Source organism: Jeotgalibacillus sp. ET6 (assembly GCF_029667115.1).
In the GTDB taxonomy this organism is placed as follows: domain Bacteria; phylum Bacillota; class Bacilli; order Bacillales; family Jeotgalibacillaceae; genus Jeotgalibacillus.
On the sequence record NZ_JARUIU010000002.1, the window covers coordinates 367690 to 385695 of the forward strand.

Sequence of the window (18006 nt, forward strand, 5' to 3'; positions counted from 1 at the left end):
TAGTAGAGAAGTTTGATAATGAGATAAAATGTGATAGTAGTATGAGGTGAACGGAGCGGAAGGTCATAACTCCAGCAGGAGGTCACGGCAAACAGAGCCTTCACAGAGCTCTAGCTCTGTGAAGGCTCAGCGCCGTCCATGCGGAAAGCATCCGCATAAAAAGCAGTGAACCAGACAAAAAGCCTGAGACAATTTTGTCCCAGGCTCTCTCCCATTAAACAATCCCTATAAATGACATTCCAATTCCCACCGCTAAAGCGATCGTTGGAATCAAGAAGGCGACAAAGAAAATATCTTTGTAGGAATCTTTGTGTGTCATGCCTGTGATGGCAAGGACGGTTAAAAGGGCTCCGTTGTGCGGTAGAATGGATGCCCCGGATGCCAGTGCTGTAATTCTGTGGAGGATTTCCGGGTTCATGCCCATTTCCATCGCCTGCTGGTAGTATTCAGAACCGAGTGCATTCAGTGTGATATTCATACCGCCGGATGCTGAACCGGTGATCATCGCAAGAATCTGGGTGGCGAGGGCATCAGATACCACAAGCCCTCCTTTAATATTCAATAAACTGTTTTGAATCGCTGGGAAGGCAGGTGCTGCTTGTACAACTGCACCAAAACCAACAGCAGCTCCTGTATTCACCACCGCTGTAACGGCTCCTTTTGCTCCTTCGTTCATGGCTCCTGTGAAACGCTTAAACGTCTGGAAGCTGAGAACCATGGTCAGAACGATTCCGACTAAAAGGGCAGTGAGCATTTCCATATTGACTACGTTAATAAGTACCACAACTGTGATAAGCGGAAGGAAGGACAAAATAATATTCGGATCTTTTTCTTTCGTATCTTCGTCCTTTTTCGCACCTTTAGGTTCGGTAAAAACTTCCCCGTTTTTGGTCAGGGTATTGGCTCTGCGTGATAAGTAGAAATACCCCCCAACGGCCATGATCAGACCCGTTACCGTACCCATAATCGGCGCAGCCATCATGGTGGTGTTAAAGTATTCAGTCGGGATATAGTTCTGCACCTGAGCTGTTCCCGGAAGAGCCGTCATCGTAAAGGTAAAGGCACCAAGGACAATCGTACCCGGGATGACTTTCCGGCTGATATTGGCCTGGCGGAATAAATTGAGTGACAAAGGATACATTACGAAAACGACAACGAATAAGCTGACGCCGCCATACGTTAAGATCGCTGCTCCAAGCAGGACTCCTAATATGGCACGCTGTTTCCCGACAATTTTAGATAAGAACTGGGCAACAGTGCGCGCACTTCCCGTTACCTCCATCAGCTTTCCGAAGATCGCTCCAAATAGAAAGACAGGAAAGAAGTCTCGCGCAAAGGAAGCGAATCCGGACATAAAATCAGATGTGAATGCATCAAACACATTCATTCCGGACAGCAGCGCAACAACGGCGGCAGCAACCGGAGCAATCCATAAAATAGACCACCCGATATAGGCCATCGCCATTAAGGCAACCAGCCCGACAATAATGGCAAACATTGAAAAACCTCCTAATCATTATGAATATATTATTTCGAAAAAATAAATTCGCATTATTCTTCGCTTCTTTCATCCAACAGAAAACAAGCTAACTGTGTCATTCCATTTACAGTATGGGTTTAAACGTTATTCCTGAAAGTCTCTTAATTCAGTTTTGCGGGAAAATTGTGTGTATTTAACTTATCGTGAAATAATGTTTCTTCTCTGTTTTTTTGTGGAATGCATAGAGCACCAGGCGCAATTCAATTTGCCGTCGAGCGTAAACGAAGAGAGGATGAACAAAAATGGTTGAAAATAAAGTAGTATTTATTACAGGAGCTGCACAGGGAATTGGCTTTGAAATAGGTGAAACCTTTGCAGAAAATGGAGCAAAAGTTGTACTTTCTGATATTAATCAGGAGGGTGTGGAGGAGTCTGCAAAAGCTTTAGAGCAAAAAGGGTTTACTGCAACCGGCTTAAAAGCGGACGTGACAAGCGAGGAAGAGATCGAAGCGGCAATTGATCGAACAGTAGAGATCTACGGACGAATTGATGTATTGATCAATAATGCAGGTCTTCAGCACGTTTCTCCTATTGAAGAGTTTCCTACTGCTAAATTTAAATTGATGCAGGATATTATGCTGACTGCTCCTTTTATCGCGACGAAAAAAGTATTTCCGATTATGAAGAAGCAGGGGTTTGGACGGATCTTGAATATGTCTTCCATTAATGGAGTGATCGGTTTTGCAGGTAAAGCAGCTTATAATAGTGCCAAGCATGGCCTGATTGGATTGACAAAAGTATCAGCATTAGAGGGAGCAGAGCACGGCATTACTGTAAATGCAATCGCACCCGGCTATGTAGATACACCGCTTGTACGCGGACAGATGGAAGATTTAGCGAAATCACGCGGCGTAGAGCTTGAAAAAGTACTTGAAGAAGTGATTTACCCGCTCGTACCGCAAAAACGATTGCTGGAAGTAGAAGAAATTGCGGACTATGCCATGTTCTTATCCAGTGAAAAAGCAAAAAGTGTTACTGGTCAGGCGATCGTGATCGATGGCGGCTACACAGCTCAATAAGTGAGGATACACTGCACGAAACCAGCTTAATGGTTTCGTGCAGTTTTTTTATTTCTATTTATCTTTCTAGGTAAACCCTATGTTTTAGAAAATGTCCATCAGAAAAATTATTTTCAGCAGGCAAAGATTGAGAGGAAATATTTTTTGTAAAAACGCTTGCAATCTCTTTAACTTGTCTATACAATAATGAAGTGCAAACGGTTGCACCACTCAATTTACTCTTTTTACATACTAAAAGCGATAGATGATATGGAGGATGAACATGAAAATTTTCGGATCTTTTGATTTTTGGCAGAAGTTTGGGAAAGCGCTTCTTGTCGTAGTAGCCGTTATGCCGGCTGCAGGAATTATGATTTCATTAGGTAAACTACTCGCGATGATGACAGGTGATGTCATGATAATGCAAACGGTTGCGCGAGTGATGGAAGACATCGGATGGGCGATTATTACCAACCTTCATGTGCTCTTTGCCGTAGCGATCGGTGGTTCATGGGCGAAGGACCGGGCTGGCGGAGCTTTTGCCGCTTTGATTGCATTTGTACTGATCAATCGTATTACAGGTTCTATTTTTGGTGTAAACGCTGACATGCTGGCGGACTCAGAAGCGACAGTTACTTCATTATTGGGTGCTCAGCTGACAGTCAGTGATTACTTTATCTCTGTACTTGGTGCTCCGGCATTAAATATGGGCGTTTTCGTCGGAATCATATCCGGTTTCCTTGGCGCTAATCTTTATAACCGATTTTATAATTACAGTAAACTGCCTCAGGCACTGGAATTTTTCAATGGAAAGCGTTTTGTGCCGTTTGTCGTGATTGCGGGATCCGTGGTTGTCGGCTTGCTGCTGTCGGTGATCTGGCCGTTTATTCAAGGGCTGTTAAACGATTTCGGACAATGGATTGCGACTTCACGAAATTCAGCGCCGATCGTTGCGCCGTTTGTATTTGGGATGGTCGAGCGTTTGCTGCTTCCATTTGGTCTTCATCATATGCTGACTGTTCCGATTAACTACACGGAGCTTGGCGGTACGTATACAATACTAACCGGTTCAAATGCAGGAAGTGTTGTTTCAGGACAGGATCCGCTTTGGCTTGCATGGGTGACGGATTTGTACAATATGCTTCAACAGGGTAATCAAGCCGGCTACCAGCAGCTTACAGAAGATGTTGTACCTGCACGTTTTAAAGTAGGACAGTTTCTTGCTTCTTCCGCTGCATTGATGGGACTTGCGCTTGCAATGTATCTGAATGTGGACAAAGAAAAGCGTACAAAATATAAATCAATGTTTCTCTCAGCTGGTCTTGCTGTATTTTTAACAGGTGTTACGGAGCCGATTGAATTTATGTTTATGTTCGCAGCTCCACTTCTATATGTGGTGTATGCAGTGCTGACTGGCGTTTCATTTGCGCTGGTAGATTTAATTGACTTACGTATTCATGCATTTGGTTTTATAGAATTTTTAACAAGAACACCATTAATTATTAATGCCGGTCTCGCTGGGGATTTATTGAACTTGGCACTTGTTGCCGTATTAATGTTTGGTTTAAACTTTGGCGTGTCTTACTTCCTCATTAAACGCTTTAATTTCCCGACGCCGGGCCGTGCTGGAAATTATATTGAAGAAACAGCTGACGCAGGAGCTTCTTCTTCTTCTGTAACTGGGGTATCAGACGATGGTTCGCTTGCTGTTTCAATTATTGGGCTGCTTGGCGGTCAGGATAATATAGAAGAAGTAGATGCATGCATGACCCGCCTTCGTGTGACAGTAAAGGATCCTGAGGCAGTGGGTACAGAAAAAGAGTGGAAAGAAAAAGGTGCACTTGGGTTAATTTTACGCGGTAAAGGGGTACAGGCAATCTATGGACCAAAAGCGGATGTATTAAAATCCGACATTCAGGATCGATTAGGAGCTTGATACTATGCGTTTGCTAACACTCAACTGTCATTCCTGGCAGGAAGAGAACCAGGAAGAAAAGCTTGATATTCTCGCAAAAAGCATTGTTGATAACGATTACGACGTGATTGCTTTGCAGGAAGTGAGCCAAAAGAATGCAAGTGATGAAAAAGTGGATGAACATTACGGCTACGTGCTCTTAGAAAGATTAAAAGCGCTTGACCGTACAGAGGATGAGATGGTGTGGACGTTCAGTCATTACAGCTACGGCACTCAGGCTGAAGGTCTGGCTATTCTGACGAGACTTCCCATTGTACGAACCACAGAGTTTTTTATCACGGGCTCCCACGACCCGGAAGTATGGAAAACAAGATCGATTGTCAGAGCGACCGTGCTCTATGAAAAGCAGGAAATTGATCTTTATTCCTGTCATCTTGGCTGGTGGAGCGACACGGACGAACCGTATAAGGATCAGGTGGACCGGTTGATGGAGCAAGTGGATTCGGAGCGCCTCTCCATTTTACTAGGAGATTTCAACAATGATGCCGGGATTAAAGGAGAAGGCTATACGTATTTGCTTGAAAAAGGATTATTCGATACGTACACGCTTGCTGAAGAAAAAGACAGCGGCGTCACGGTTCCCGGAAAAATTGCCGGCTGGTCTGAAAATGAGCAGCAGCTTCGGATCGACTTTATTTTGACCAATCAACCTGTGCCTGTTGCGTATTCCCGCGTTATTTTCAACGGGGAAAACCAGCAGATCGTTTCTGATCATTTTGGTGTGGAAGTAGAGCTTGAAATAAAGTAAATGAGAAAGCGGAAGGCCACTGGTCTTCCGCTTTTTTGCGTCTTTCTTTAGAGGATTATTGGTCTGCCTGTCATTATTTTTCTTATAATAAAGAGGAAGAGGTGATGTGGTGAAGGGGCTGTATAATGTTTCAGTTGAAACCGTCACAAAAGGATTTATCCAACAGGGAGCCATCGTTTTTGATACCATCATCCGATATGCGGGGCCAATTCAGCAGGTGCCTGCATTCGACCAGGAAATGGAGTGGATTGATGGAAAGGGAGGCGTGGTATTTCCCGGATTTATCGATGTTCATACTCATTTGTGCATTAATGAAGAAGGGATTGGCGCAGAAGGAAACGACTACAATGAAACATCTCACCCCGTTACCCCGCATATTCGCGTGATCGACGGGATTAACTCTTTTGATCAGGCGTACTACCGGGCTTTAAGCGGCGGGATTACCACCGTACATATTTTGCCGGGAAGCTCAAATGTGATCGGTGGATTGACAGCAGTGCTGAAGGTGAAGCCGGATCGTTCGGTGGAGCAACAGGTGATTACATTTCCAGCGGGGCTAAAAATATCTTTTGGTGAAAATCCGAAAATGGCTTATCCCATGTTAATTGGCAGCAGAATGGGGCTTGCAGCAAGAATTCGTGAAGCCTTTTGGCAGACAGTCAAATCCCAGCAAGAGCCTCCAGCTACGATGGCAGATGAAGCAATGCAATATGTCTTAGCGCACAGGCTTCCTGTGAGAGCTCATGTCCATCGTGCGGACGATATTTTGACGGCTATCCGGATCGGTAAAGAGTTTGATTTGGATCTGACCCTCACTCATGCTACAGAAAGCGGAAAAATAGTGAAGGAGATTAAGGATTCCGGTTATGATGTGGTGCTTGGCCCCACGATGACGGGTAAAACCAGAGCAGAGCTTGCGAATCAGTCCTGGGAAATCTACAGGGAGCTTGAACAGGCAGGGATTCCATTTTCAATCACCACCGACCATCCTGTTTTTCCTATTGAAGAATTAATCACATCCGTCCGCCACGCCATCAAACACGGTCTTAGTGAACAAAAAGCGCTCGAGTCCATTACGATTCAGGCAGCCAAAAGCATCAACTTAAGTGATCGCCTCGGCTCCATTGAAGTTGGAAAAGATGCGGACCTCGTTCTGTGGTCAAGCAACCCGTTGAGAGATTTTAAAGCCATGGTGGTGCGGGTGTTTGTTGATGGAGAGGAAATGCTTTAAATAGAGCAGAGATGATTGGTATGTAGCTTTACCACACTAAAGGGGCCTGGCCCCTTTAGTGTGGTAAAGCGTTTCTAATATCAAAGTTGTTGTTAAACTATATGATTTAATTTGGATTTTTAGGGTCAGCGGTTGATGAGACGGAGGAGTTGAGAGTGAGTACTTTTTTGTATACACTCAAGCTGCCGTAGGTTGGAGCGGGCAGGTCGGTGAAGCCGATGAAGGTGCAGTCGATGAGGATTGCTTCGTAATTTGTATTGTTAACATGGCTTCCTTCGAGAATTTTAAATTTAGTAAGGTCTCTAACATGAATAAGGGACTGTTCAATCACGACTTTCCTCGGTTGTTTAATATCTGTCCCAGAACCATATTTCATTAGAACGACATTGGAGGAAACAGCGATATCGAGCTCACAGTTACGCATGTACAATTCGTATCTTCTTGGCAGCACACCAGGATTTAATGTGTCCTCCGGTTTATTGTCAGCTAAGGTGAAAAATGCAGGTCTGGAATAGGAAGAAGTCAAGATGACCCGGCAGTCATAGAAGGTTGCTTTACTAGTCAGACCACCGTTTGTGACATTATTGATATAGCGTCCTCCTGCTTCTACATACGTATCCTGAAGGGTGCAATCTGTAAAACGCAGGCTGCTTGATACAGCTAAATTGCTTACTTGAAAGGTTATCGCACAGTTAAAAAAAGTGCAGCGGTCAAATTCAAGATCGTTATAGAGATTCACACTGTTAAACGAAACGGATCTGAAGACATTGTTATCAATATAATGCGAAGAGTAAGCAGGTTTTGTCAGTGCAAATCGATAGTGGGAGCCATAGTTGAAGTCTTCGAATGTATTGTTCGTACATTTTTTGACGTTCAGCAGCAGGGTTGTGTAGTCTGTGTGAGCGGAACCGAATAAGCTTTTTGTATAATTTCCATCAAATTCAATATCACCGGTTAAATTCATGCTGTTAACATTCAAACGATTATTTTTGATCACAATAGTCGTTTTATTGATTGGCTGAAGGGAAAAAGTGGGGGAATTGACGACGTTATTTAGAAAAAGGATATGTCGTTCCTGTGTTGGAACCGTGGTCGAGATCGAAAAGCCAGCCTGATCTAATACATTGCCTTCAATTAATGCACTAGCATTATTGTAAATGCGGATGCCGTTGTTTTCACTTAAACTATTTCCTCTTATCTTAATATGATAAGCCCCGAGCAGAATGCCATTAAAGGAAGAAAAGATATGATTGTCCTCAACCGTCACATCATTGCAGTAGCTGTCCTCAAAATTGATCGCATAGCGTGTAGAATCTGGAAATAAAGGCACATTCAAGCCGGAGTCCATTCCGTTATGATAGATTTTATTCTTTTGAATAGAGGTAAAATCTGCTCCGCCGCTTATGCCTCCACGGTGATTATTGTGAATTTCACATGCGCTGATCGTGATGTGGTGGGACTGAGGCTTTGTAATCGCATATTCTATCGTGATGGAGGGCAGGCCGATGGCTTCATTTCGGAACTGAATTCTTACATAGGCAGCATTCAGCGGCACTGTAACAGTTTGTAGATATACAGCTGTTTTTCTAGCAAGAAGTACATCTGAACTACTGTAAAATAAAAATTCAAAAGTCTTGTTTTGGATGGCAGGAATTCTTGTGTAGCCTCCAGCAGTTCTCATCTGGAGCTGTTTATGCTCTCCTTGAATAAGAGGAAATTTGTCGGAGATATATGCACCGGGCACCGTTTGAACGATAGTGCCAGAAGCGTTGGCCATTCCTGGATATGCAATTCTGCTTTGCGCTGCAGGATTTAAGATCCATGATCCTGACGCAGTGGGATACGCTGCAATTGTAATGCCGTCTCCCATAAACATCGAAACATTTATGTTTTTCACTGAACAAAATGCATTTCCTCTATTTAAATAAATTCCGTATGTCTGTTCCATTCCTCTCTCAGAATTAAATCCTGTTCCTCCATCTGAAAAGCTTCTATTTGGTATATCACCGATAATAGTGCCGTTTATGACATGTGTGTTCGTGCATTCATTAATGAGTATAAGGCTGCCGGCAAGTTTCCAGACAGGGTTGGAGGAAGCTTGATCAAATGGATTCCGATTAATAGAATCATAGAGAACTTCAAAAGTGGAACCATTTAAATCAAAGGTTTGATAGCTGAATAGAGTAATTGGAAGCCCTGCTTGCTGGTAGGGTTCATTTCCATTTGGATTGGAATTGGAATAGCAAAAACTGTACGTGCCCCTCGGAACTACCACATGAGTAAATCCCTCTGCATTCGCATAAGCGAGAGCCTGATTAAACCCTACTATATTATTGTAAGCAGTTGTCCATTCGTTTAACGAATAAGGAGGTTTACCAAACGATCCCTGGACAATACCAAAGCGGCTGAGTTCGATAAGATATACCGGACCTTCACCTGCAGCCAAAAGATTCATTTGACTGTTCATACTTTCCATACTTTTATCAACGCTCATAACTTCAAAGGACGGAAGATACTTTTCTGTTTGTTGGTCAATGAAAGAAACAGTGGTTTTGATTGTACCTGGTTCCTTCAACTCAATTCCATGATAGTTGTAGCGGAGAATATAACTACCATCTTCCCTCTCTACAATACTTCCAAATCCTTTTACGATCCTGCCATTCTGGGAAATATGCTCCACCTGAATGGACTGATAGCTGCTGACATTGATAGGTTCCTGCTGATCATAAAGCTCGATGTCCAACTGTGCTTTGTCCTCTGACATAAAATAGGGATTATCACCTAATAAACCCTTATTTAAATCTAGTTTAAGTGTGCAGATTTTTTCTGCCATTTTCTTCACTCCTATTCTTTTATTAGTATATGAGTCCAGCTGTGACAAGGTGCAGTGCATGGCAGATAATAAAATTTTAAGTTTAAGAATCTTGATTTCATATTTTTTTATTCTTTCTAGTGATATTCCCTATTTCTAAGAATTGGGTACTGCATACACTAATAGTAGTCTAGAAGATTAGTTCAATCTAGCGAATAAAAGAGAAGAGGAAAAAAAGAATGCCAAAGATCGTGTGGGATGCGGGTCATGGCGGCAGTAATTCGACACCAGGAAAACGAACACCTGATGGAGAGTATGAATGGACGTTTAATGACCGGGTAGTTAGGGCGGGTATAGCTTATCTGGCGAAGTATCAAGGAGTTGAGCAATTAAGGGTGGATGACATGACAGGAAGGACAGATGTCCCGCTTGTTACAAGAACGAATCGTGCAAATAATTGGAACGCAGACATCTATGTATCTGTGCATCATAATGCGCTAAACGGAGTTTACGGTTCCCATACTGGAACTGAGACCTACGTAATGACGCCGAGGGCCATTTATCCCCAAGCGGTTCGATTAGCCACAGCAATTCACCCAAAAGTGGTGCAGGCTATGGCAATTCGAGATAGAGGAATAAAAGAAGCTAACTTTCATGTGCTAAGAGAAACTGACATGCCCGCTGTTTTAGTAGAATGCGGATTCATGGATTCAAGAATCGACATCGTTAGAATGAGAAACAATCAGGTGCTTCGAGCAGCAGGAGAAGCCATTGCCAAAGGAATTGTGGAATTTTTTAATTTAGTAATCATACCTGAAACGGGGGAAGAAGACATGCTTGAAAAAGCAATTGTAATTAATTCATTTTTTGATTATCCTGCAGCTGAAGCAGTTGCCAATCGACTGAACGTTCCGATATATCCAAGGTCGGCATTGACAGCGGGTGCAGCGAGAGAATTAATTGTCATCGGAGGAACGGCTGATGGCATCCAGGCATCTATGATTACCTTACTGTCCGGAGAGGATCGTTTTGAAACATCAATTAAAGTTCGGGACTACCTGAACAGGATCTAACTTTTGGTACGGCAGAAGAACGTTTGAGTCTCTCCTGGAGGATAAGCTATATAGCCATCACTAGTGGTTTTATGAAAAAAAGCGTCACCCTATAAAAAACCAGGGTGACGCTTTTACTTATTTAATTAGCAGTAACCGTGTCCGCCATAACCGCCCTGTCCATAAGAACAGCCGATGATGATCAATAAAATAAACAATACAACAAGCAATGCAAATCCAGAACCAAATCCTTTACTCAATGTGTCCAACCTCCTTAAGTAGGTGATTGTTTATCGTATGTTAGCTCAATCTGCTCGGTTACAGATTTTTAAATTCTGGGTGTGAGGCTTAAAAAATCATGTTTTAATTCCTGTTTCTTTTTTTCATTTTATTCTCCGAATAGCATTTCGCCGGAAGCATTTGACCTTCCATTATCCCCTTTGTCTATCTTCTGTCATGTTTGCCTGACTGGATGATGTTGGTATAATACAATTGATTCAATTGTTTCCATATAAATGAATAAAACTGAATATTCTAATTTAAAAGCGTTTAAGGAGTGCAGCCGTTAAGCATGAAAGGAGATAGGGTTTGATGGATAAAATCAAGGCTGGAGTAATAGGTACCGGATTTATTGGTCCTGCACATGTGGAAGCGGTCAGAAGGCTGGGGTTTGTGGAAGTGGAGGCATTGGCTGCCAGCAGTTATGAAAAAGCAAGGGCTAAGGCAGATGAACTCGACATCACTCATGCATATGGAAATTATCGTGAGATGCTTGAGGATCCCTCTATTCAAGTGGTTCACAATTGCACACCTAACTATCTTCATCACGAAATCAATATGGAAATTATAAAAGCAGGAAAGCATGTGTTATCTGAAAAGCCGCTGGCCGTTTCCTGTAAAGAATCGATTGAGCTGCTCGAATTAGCCAGGGAGGCTAAGATTATTCACGGTGTTAACTTTAATTATCGTCAGTTTCCCAGTGTACAAAACCTGCAGCGTTTGGTTGAAAATGGATCACTCGGCAGCATTCATTTAATACATGGCAGCTATCTTCAGGATTGGCTGTTGTATGACACAGATTATGACTGGCGTCTGGATCCGAAGTTAGGTGGAAAGACACGCGCCATTGCAGACATTGGTTCTCATTGGTGTGATACGGTTCAATTTGTCACCGGCAAACGGATTACCGCCGTTTTTGCAGATATGGCGACAGTTCTTCCGATCAGAAAAAAGCTGACCTCCTCTAATCCGGATAAGTACGAGGAATTTTCAGTGGAAACAGAGGATCACGCATCGGTTTTGCTTCGATTTCACGATGGAACAAAAGGAGTTTTTTCTGTTTCGCAGGTCAGTGCAGGAAGAAAAAACCGATTGAGTTTTGAAATGAACGGCACTCTCGGTTCTGCATTTTGGAATCAGGAGGAACCCGAAAAATTATGGGTGGGGCACAGGGAAAAGCCGAATGATCTTCTGCTTGCGGATTCCACTTTGTTCACACCGGAGGCGCGCTCCTCCATTCATCACCCCGGCGGACACAATGAAGGATGGCCGGATGCACTTAAAAATATGATGTTAAACTTTTATACCTATATTAAAGAAGGGAAAGATCCTGCGAAAGATAAACCCAATTTTGCCACTTTTGAGGATGGGCATGCTTCCATGTGTTTAATTGATGCTATTCTGGAAAGCCATCAGCAGGAAAAGTGGGTGCAGGTGAAGGGGTAAAAAAATGCAAAAATGAATGCGCATACATGAATAAAAGGAGTGGATTAAAGATGAAAAATATTCTTGGAACTAACGTGATAGCTCAGGTAGCGATCATTGTAGAAGATATTGAAAAAACCTCTCAGGCTTATGCAGATTTTTTTGGTGTGGAAAAGCCAAAAGTGGTCTGGACTGACGGCTATGACAAAGCGCAAACCGAATATAAAGGAGAGCCGTCCCAGGCGCGGGCACAGCTGGCTTTTTTTGATATGGGCTCCCTGCAGCTTGAATTGATTCAGCCGGATGAATTTCCTAGCACCTGGAGAGATTTCTTAGAAGAGCATGGAGAAGGTGTTCAGCATCTTGCTTTTGTGGTTGATGGTTTAAAAGAGAAAGTGAGTGAGATGGAAAATACTGAGATGCCTCTTATTCAAAAAGGTGAATATCCCGGAGGCCGCTATGCCTATATGGATACCGTGAAGGACTTGAAAGTAGTGTTGGAACTGCTTGAAAATGATGAATCATGAGGGGGATAAAATGAATATTTTTATTACGGGTGCTAATAGAGGAATAGGCTATGCTTTGGTACAAAAAGGACTGACAGACGGCCACCGGATTTTCGCTGGTGTAAGAAGCTTAGATTCAGAATCAGGAAAAGAACTGATGAAGCAAATGGAAAAAACAGATCAGCTGACGGTGCTTCAGGTGGATGTAACAAATGAAGAGTCTGTCATTCAAGCAAAAGAAAACATACAGAAAAAAACAGATCAGCTTGATGCGATTATTAATAATGCAGGGATCCTGCTGGAAAGTAAAAGTGATATTGAAGAGCTTGATCTGGAAGCGTGCAAACAATCCTTTGATGTGAATACGCTCGGTCCATTGCGGGTCATTAAGCATTTGCTGCCACTGGTTAAAAAAGGCAGCCAGCCGTCCATTTTAAATATTTCTTCAGATGCAGCAAGCCTCACGAATGCTTATGCGGGAAATTATCCGTACGGCATGTCAAAAGCAGCACTCAATATGCTGGGTGAAAAGCTGGATCGCTCGTTAAAGGATGAAAATATTCAAGTTCTCTCTATACATCCGGGATGGGTGAAAACCGATATGGGCGGGCAAAACGCCGCACTGAATCCTACCGAGCCAGCTGAGGGAATTTACCGTTTGCTCGAGCGGCAAACCGTCGTAGATGAAGGAAGTCGTTTTGTTGATTTTAACGGAAATAAAATGAACTTGTAGAGGTGAAAACATGATGAAAAAAATGCTTGCTATTTTAGGGGATTATTATCATCCGGCAGACCGGGCAAAAGCATCTTTAGAACTGGCAATCGAGCAAATGAAGGAGCAGGTAAACGTCACTTATGGAGAAGTCCAGGATCTAGAAAAAACGCTTAATGCTGAGTGGGATTGCGTGATTCTATATGCAGAAAACAGACTAAACCCTGAGGATGAGCAGGTGGAAACGTGGATGAGTGCCGCTTCAGAAGAGGCAATTGCCTCCTACGTTAAACAAGGAGGAAGCTGGCTCGCCTGGCACTCCGGCCTGTCTTCCTATAATGAATGGAGTACATACACCAACATGGTGAAAGGTTTCTTTGATTACCACCCTGAAAAACATCAGATGGTCCGCTACTCTATTGAAGGGGACTCAGTTTTTTCTCCATTGGACTCGTTTTCCTTAGTAGATGAGCATTATTTTGTCAGCTGCGACGCAGAAGATCAAGACATTTTCATGCGGTCCTCTTCTGTCGACGGCGAATCCATCGCCGGGTGGTCTCACGATTATGGCAGCGGCAAAGTAGTCTGCCTCACCCCCGCTCATAATGAAGAAGGATTAAAAGATCCCTCCTTTACACGGCTTTTGGCAACGGCACTCGATCGCTGCACGGGGGCAATCCTTAATCATTAAGCCCCTGTTTTAAAATCTCCTTTGCTTCAGGCGATAAAAGGGAGCTATGATAAAGCTTCACCATACTTTTTACCATATCGGTTTCATTAAAGGCAGGGGCGTTATTCACGGTCCTGCCATTTTTCGTGTACCTCATTAACAGCTGCTCATTTTCCTGAGGAACATCATTAATAATCGGCGTGCGCCGGTCAAACACAATGTCATATTCCTCATTAACAAAATGAACCAGCCGATCATGCCGCTTATACTTCACACTCGCCTTCTTCATTCGTTTCATTCCTCTCTTTAAGTTTCTATGTATAAAAATGTACCCTTTAGAATGTAAGTAAATCATTTTTTAATAAGGTGGTCGTTTCAACTATAAGAAATGACTGAGGTGGTTTGTCCAATATATATTTTAAATTAAAAAGTATAGGTTCATTGGAGTGGAAGGCGGTGACTCCTGCGTGATGAAGCGGGAAGAGTGAGACATTGAAGATGCGACGGCATCAAAGTAGCTCACCTCCCGCCACGCGGAAAGCATCCGCCTGAAACGGAAATGAACCGGTTGAATTTCAAAGGGCAGACTGTAAATCCCTCAATAAAAATTCCATTTAAACAAATAACTTTCATTTTTACGGAAACAATAGACGTATATTGACAGAAGGTTGGGTGGAGTTATGGATGAAAAAGAAGTGTGCGTAGGCGAAGAAAGTGTCTTTGTAATTTTGCGTAATCCTCATTCTCAGGGGGTAGCGAATGTGCAGGAAGCGTTTGTTGTTCCGCATCCTGAAAATCCTGGCGAAAAATCATTGTATCTTTATGATACTTATTATCCGTATACAGAAGAAGTAGCGGTGTATACTTCTGCGTTTGAAGCAGACCGTGCCTTCAGGGAAGCCTTTGGCATTCCGGAAGAGGAGAGCTATCATGGTTAAACCATTTGTTCCGCAGCTGGTGTATGTTGAGCCTCGTGCAATGGAGTATCCGCTTGGGAAGCAGCTTGTTGAAAAGTTTAAGGGCATGGGAATTGAAATAAAAGAAACGACGTCTCATAATCAGATCCGAAATCTTCCAGGAGACAATCATTTTCAAAAATACCGGACAGCAAAATCAACGCTTGTAATTGGTGTGCGCAAGACGCTTAAGTTTGATACATCAAAGCCATCTGCAGAATACGCCATTCCCTTTGTGACAGGGTGCATGGGACACTGCCATTATTGCTATCTGCAAACCACGATGGGGGATAAACCATATATTCGAACGTATGTAAATGTGGAAGAAATCTTTGATCAGGCAGGCGAATATATGAAAGAACGGATGCCGGAAGAAACGCGTTTTGAGGCATCCTGTACGTCTGATATTGTCGGGGTGGATCACTTAACCCATACGTTAAAGCGTGCAATTGAATACTTTGGTGCAACCGAACACGGCAGACTTCGCTTTGTAACGAAGTTTGCCCATGTGGATCATTTACTCGATGCCAGGCATAATGGACGCACACGTTTTCGTTTCAGCATAAATGACCACTATATTATCAAGAACTTTGAGCCGGGAACCTCACGGCTTGATGAACGGATTGAAGCCGCCGTTAAAGTAGCAGAAGCAGGATATCCGCTCGGCTTTATTATTGCCCCTATCTATTTGCACGACGGCTGGCAGGAAGGCTATGGCGAAATGATGGAAAAGCTGGAATCCAAGCTTCCCTCATTTGCGAAAAAAGACCTGACGTTTGAAATGATTCAGCATCGCTTTACCAAACCGGCTAAACGGGTTATCGAAAAAAACTATCCCATGACTAAGCTTGAGCTCGATGAATCTGCACGTAAGTGGAAGTGGGGAAGATACGGCATTGGAAAATATGTCTATCAGGATGACGAGCAGGAACAAATTAAAGATACGCTTGCCGGGTACATTGACCATATGTTTCCGGACGCAAAAATTGAATATTTTACTTAAAACCTTAAGCAGTCCACTTCTATGGGGGCTGCTTTCATGTATTTTAAAATCGTTTTCTCACAGCGAATGTAACTGCTTGAAAAAAATAAAAAAATTAACAAAACTATTTGATTTATATAGAGATAAGTAGTATTCTTAATAAAGAACAACACATCTTATTGACACTTTCAGACAAGGGGGAAGGCAAAGAATGATCGTGAAAGAAATTAATGGGGGTACAAGCCTATGAAATTAAAGTATAAGATTGACTGCAGACTTAAGAAGAAGCATAGATACAGCATATACACCGGCCGCTGTATTGTATGCAACAAGAAAAAGTCCGAAACAGCGTCCTCAAAAGCCAAAATTGTATCGGCTCAAATAAACTAAATGATTTTTTTTAGTCCATTTGTTCTATATAAAGAATAAAAAGCGATTCTGATCTTTATCAGAATCGCTTTTTATCGTAAAGTTTAAGCTAATTTTAACTGTCTCTCATTTCGGTGAAGGCTGTGATATTTAACAATTTGAGTAATATACCAGACCAGTACGATAGCGGACAAAGCGAGTCCGATGCCGACGGACAAATGATAATCCAGTCCAAGACCTTCCGGGGCGTAGAAAATATACGTACAGACAACGCCGGTCATAAACATCGCCGGAACACCGCAGATCCAGTGGAACCGGTTGTGCTTCAACAAATACATTGCGCCGGTCCAAAGCATGACAGAAGCTACAACCTGGTTGGTCCAGCCAACATATCTCCATAAAAACGTGTAGTCGATCGTAGCAAGAAAGAAAGTTGGAATTGCGACTGGAATGGTGATCAAAATGATCTTCATTTTGTTTTCCATATTAAAAAATTTCGACATAAGTTCGGTTAAAATCATTCGGGATGAGCGCAAGGCTGTGTCTCCCGTTGTAATCGGCAGGATAATAACACCGAGAATAGCAAGAATACCGCCTAGTGTTCCTAACAGCGTAGTGGATATTTCATTTACTACCCCTGAAGGTCCTCCAGCTGCTAGTGCTGCCTGCAACCCTGCAGTGCCATTAAAGAATGTCATGCCTGCTGCTGCCCAGATCAGCGCAATAACACCTTCAGTTACCATGGCTCCGTAAAAAATTCTCCGGCCATCTGATTCCTTTTTCATTGTGCGGGCAATAATCGGGCTTTGGGTACTATGAAAACCTGAAATGGCTCCGCATGAAATGGTGACCATCAAAAGCGGCCAAATAGGCAGTTCCCCGGGGTGAAGATTTTGAAGCGTTAAGTTAGGAATTGGACTGTCGCCAAATAGTAAAGCCACTCCGATAGCGACTGCCATAAAAAGCAGGATGCCGCCAAGTACCGGATATATTTTTCCGATCACACGGTTTACCGGAAGTATGGTAGCGAGTAAAAAATAGCTGAAAATAAGAATAAGAGCAACTGTAAAGCTGAGTGGTGTAATTTGAGCGATTAATTGTGCAGGACCCGCTGTAAATGCAGCTGCAACGAGCATCATTAACACAAGAGACAGCCCGTTTATCATCGATTTAAGCGTTTTGCCGAGGTACTTCCCTACTAAAGTGGGATATTGTGCGCCACCGTGCCGCATGGAAAGCATGCCGGAAAAGTAGTCATGCACACCTCCTGCAAAAATCGTGCCAATCACAATCCAAATAAAAGCAGATGGTCCATATAGTGCACCGGCGACTGCCCCGTAAATAGGACCCAGTCCGGCGATATTTAAAAGCTGAATCAGGTTTCCCTTCCACCAGCTCATTGGAACATAATCCAGATCATCCCGTTTTGTATATGCGGGAGTGGAGGTCTCATCATTAATAACAAAAACTCTTTCTACAAACTTCGAATAAAAAGCATAGCCTGCGATCAGTAAAACAATTGCTGCGAAAAACGTTACCATGATTATCCCTCCTGCTGCGTCAGTGAATGAATAGAATATAGGGAATAGTAACACGGAGATGTGAGGAGGGGAACCCATTTTCAGAAAAAAAACAGTATTTCGTCAATTTAAGCGTTTCCAAAACAAGTTCTGCCCTAAAAGTCTCTCACGTTAGGAAAAAATGGACTATCGCCGATGAGATTTTAGAGATGGAATTTTACATGCATGTGC

16 protein-coding genes are annotated in these 18006 nt (G+C 42.9%); 11 read left to right on the plus strand and 5 right to left on the minus strand.

Annotated features, from left to right (window positions below; all coding sequences use genetic code 11):
- Nucleotides 1-214 precede the first annotated feature (214 nt).
- Complete coding sequence (locus tag P6709_RS07080) at nucleotides 215-1498, minus strand: GntP family permease (RefSeq protein WP_278240196.1); 1284 nt, start codon at nucleotides 1496-1498, stop codon at nucleotides 215-217.
- 284 nt (nucleotides 1499-1782) lie between these two features.
- Here P6709_RS07080 and P6709_RS07085 point away from each other — a divergent pair, with 284 nt between their 5' ends.
- The 4 genes from P6709_RS07085 (at nucleotide 1783) to P6709_RS07100 (ending at nucleotide 6492) form a co-directional block, all read left to right on the plus strand.
- The gene (locus P6709_RS07085) at nucleotides 1783-2559 is read left to right on the plus strand and encodes a 3-hydroxybutyrate dehydrogenase (protein WP_278240197.1); all 777 of its coding nucleotides are present in this window, start codon (nucleotides 1783-1785) and stop codon (nucleotides 2557-2559) included.
- A gap of 262 nt (nucleotides 2560-2821) precedes the next feature.
- Nucleotides 2822-4474 carry a PTS transporter subunit IIBC gene (locus P6709_RS07090; protein WP_278240198.1) on the plus strand — a complete coding sequence of 551 codons (1653 nt, stop codon included), beginning with the start codon at nucleotides 2822-2824 and terminating at the stop codon, nucleotides 4472-4474.
- A gap of 4 nt (nucleotides 4475-4478) precedes the next feature.
- Nucleotides 4479-5261, plus strand: coding sequence for an endonuclease/exonuclease/phosphatase family protein (locus P6709_RS07095; RefSeq protein WP_278240199.1), 783 nt, complete (start codon nucleotides 4479-4481; stop codon nucleotides 5259-5261).
- Between the two features lie 106 nt (nucleotides 5262-5367).
- Nucleotides 5368-6492: an amidohydrolase family protein gene (locus P6709_RS07100; protein ID WP_278240200.1), complete on the plus strand. Its 1125-nt coding sequence runs from the start codon at nucleotides 5368-5370 to the stop codon at nucleotides 6490-6492.
- Nucleotides 6493-6598: 106 nt separating this feature from the next.
- On the opposite strand, the gene P6709_RS07105 is transcribed toward P6709_RS07100, so the two are convergent.
- The gene (locus P6709_RS07105; RefSeq protein ID WP_278240201.1) at nucleotides 6599-9325 is read right to left on the minus strand and encodes a hypothetical protein; all 2727 of its coding nucleotides are present in this window, start codon (nucleotides 9323-9325) and stop codon (nucleotides 6599-6601) included.
- 218 nt (nucleotides 9326-9543) lie between these two features.
- On the opposite strand from P6709_RS07105, the gene P6709_RS07110 reads away from it, so the two are divergent.
- The gene (locus P6709_RS07110; RefSeq protein ID WP_278240202.1) at nucleotides 9544-10377 is read left to right on the plus strand and encodes an N-acetylmuramoyl-L-alanine amidase family protein; all 834 of its coding nucleotides are present in this window, start codon (nucleotides 9544-9546) and stop codon (nucleotides 10375-10377) included.
- A 125-nt stretch (nucleotides 10378-10502) separates the two neighbouring features.
- Here P6709_RS07110 and P6709_RS07115 read toward each other — a convergent pair whose 3' ends face one another.
- A complete protein-coding gene (locus P6709_RS07115; protein ID WP_278240203.1) occupies nucleotides 10503-10616 on the minus strand; it encodes a YjcZ family sporulation protein in 114 nt (37 codons plus the stop codon).
- Nucleotides 10617-10947: 331 nt separating this feature from the next.
- Between P6709_RS07115 and P6709_RS07120 the strand changes: the two genes are divergently transcribed.
- The 4 genes from P6709_RS07120 to P6709_RS07135 are packed head-to-tail and all read left to right on the plus strand — an operon-like array spanning nucleotide 10948 to nucleotide 13969.
- Nucleotides 10948-12081: a Gfo/Idh/MocA family protein gene (locus P6709_RS07120; RefSeq protein ID WP_278240204.1), complete on the plus strand. Its 1134-nt coding sequence runs from the start codon at nucleotides 10948-10950 to the stop codon at nucleotides 12079-12081.
- A gap of 50 nt (nucleotides 12082-12131) precedes the next feature.
- Nucleotides 12132-12587, plus strand: coding sequence for a VOC family protein (locus P6709_RS07125; RefSeq protein ID WP_278240205.1), 456 nt, complete (start codon nucleotides 12132-12134; stop codon nucleotides 12585-12587).
- 10 nt (nucleotides 12588-12597) lie between these two features.
- On the plus strand, nucleotides 12598-13299 hold the full coding sequence (locus tag P6709_RS07130) for an SDR family oxidoreductase (protein WP_278240206.1): 702 nt from the start codon (nucleotides 12598-12600) through the stop codon (nucleotides 13297-13299).
- A 10-nt stretch (nucleotides 13300-13309) separates the two neighbouring features.
- A complete protein-coding gene (locus P6709_RS07135; RefSeq protein WP_278240207.1) occupies nucleotides 13310-13969 on the plus strand; it encodes a ThuA domain-containing protein in 660 nt (219 codons plus the stop codon).
- Here the strand turns inward: P6709_RS07135 and P6709_RS07140 are convergent.
- Nucleotides 13959-14237 (minus strand): hypothetical protein, encoded by a 279-nt coding sequence (locus tag P6709_RS07140; protein ID WP_278240208.1) that lies wholly within the window; start codon nucleotides 14235-14237, stop codon nucleotides 13959-13961. The genes P6709_RS07135 and P6709_RS07140 overlap by 11 nt on opposite strands.
- A 391-nt stretch (nucleotides 14238-14628) precedes the next feature.
- On the opposite strand from P6709_RS07140, the gene P6709_RS07145 reads away from it, so the two are divergent.
- Together P6709_RS07145 and splB are read left to right on the plus strand one after the other, a co-directional pair.
- Nucleotides 14629-14886, plus strand: coding sequence for a transcriptional regulator SplA domain-containing protein (locus P6709_RS07145; RefSeq protein ID WP_278240209.1), 258 nt, complete (start codon nucleotides 14629-14631; stop codon nucleotides 14884-14886).
- Nucleotides 14879-15907 (plus strand): spore photoproduct lyase, encoded by a 1029-nt coding sequence (splB, locus tag P6709_RS07150; protein ID WP_278240210.1) that lies wholly within the window; start codon nucleotides 14879-14881, stop codon nucleotides 15905-15907. Before P6709_RS07145 ends, splB begins: the two co-directional genes overlap by 8 nt.
- 452 nt (nucleotides 15908-16359) lie before the next feature.
- Here splB and P6709_RS07155 read toward each other — a convergent pair whose 3' ends face one another.
- Nucleotides 16360-17796, minus strand: a complete 1437-nt coding sequence (locus P6709_RS07155) for a carbon starvation CstA family protein (protein ID WP_278240211.1) — start codon at nucleotides 17794-17796, stop codon at nucleotides 16360-16362.
- Between the last annotated feature and the right edge of the window lie 210 nt (nucleotides 17797-18006).

Coding starts and splice junctions, on each gene's coding strand:
- P6709_RS07080 (WP_278240196.1), bottom strand. CDS start 1,498: ATGTTTGCCATTATTGTCGGGCTGGTTGCCTTAATGGCGATGGCCTAT.
- P6709_RS07085 (WP_278240197.1), top strand. CDS start 1,783: ATGGTTGAAAATAAAGTAGTATTTATTACAGGAGCTGCACAGGGAATT.
- P6709_RS07090 (WP_278240198.1), top strand. CDS start 2,822: ATGAAAATTTTCGGATCTTTTGATTTTTGGCAGAAGTTTGGGAAAGCG.
- P6709_RS07095 (WP_278240199.1), top strand. CDS start 4,479: ATGCGTTTGCTAACACTCAACTGTCATTCCTGGCAGGAAGAGAACCAG.
- P6709_RS07105 (WP_278240201.1), bottom strand. CDS start 9,325: ATGGCAGAAAAAATCTGCACACTTAAACTAGATTTAAATAAGGGTTTA.
- P6709_RS07110 (WP_278240202.1), top strand. CDS start 9,544: ATGCCAAAGATCGTGTGGGATGCGGGTCATGGCGGCAGTAATTCGACA.
- P6709_RS07120 (WP_278240204.1), top strand. CDS start 10,948: ATGGATAAAATCAAGGCTGGAGTAATAGGTACCGGATTTATTGGTCCT.
- P6709_RS07125 (WP_278240205.1), top strand. CDS start 12,132: ATGAAAAATATTCTTGGAACTAACGTGATAGCTCAGGTAGCGATCATT.
- P6709_RS07130 (WP_278240206.1), top strand. CDS start 12,598: ATGAATATTTTTATTACGGGTGCTAATAGAGGAATAGGCTATGCTTTG.
- P6709_RS07135 (WP_278240207.1), top strand. CDS start 13,310: ATGATGAAAAAAATGCTTGCTATTTTAGGGGATTATTATCATCCGGCA.
- P6709_RS07140 (WP_278240208.1), bottom strand. CDS start 14,237: ATGAAGAAGGCGAGTGTGAAGTATAAGCGGCATGATCGGCTGGTTCAT.
- P6709_RS07145 (WP_278240209.1), top strand. CDS start 14,629: ATGGATGAAAAAGAAGTGTGCGTAGGCGAAGAAAGTGTCTTTGTAATT.
- splB (WP_278240210.1), top strand. CDS start 14,879: ATGGTTAAACCATTTGTTCCGCAGCTGGTGTATGTTGAGCCTCGTGCA.
- P6709_RS07155 (WP_278240211.1), bottom strand. CDS start 17,796: ATGGTAACGTTTTTCGCAGCAATTGTTTTACTGATCGCAGGCTATGCT.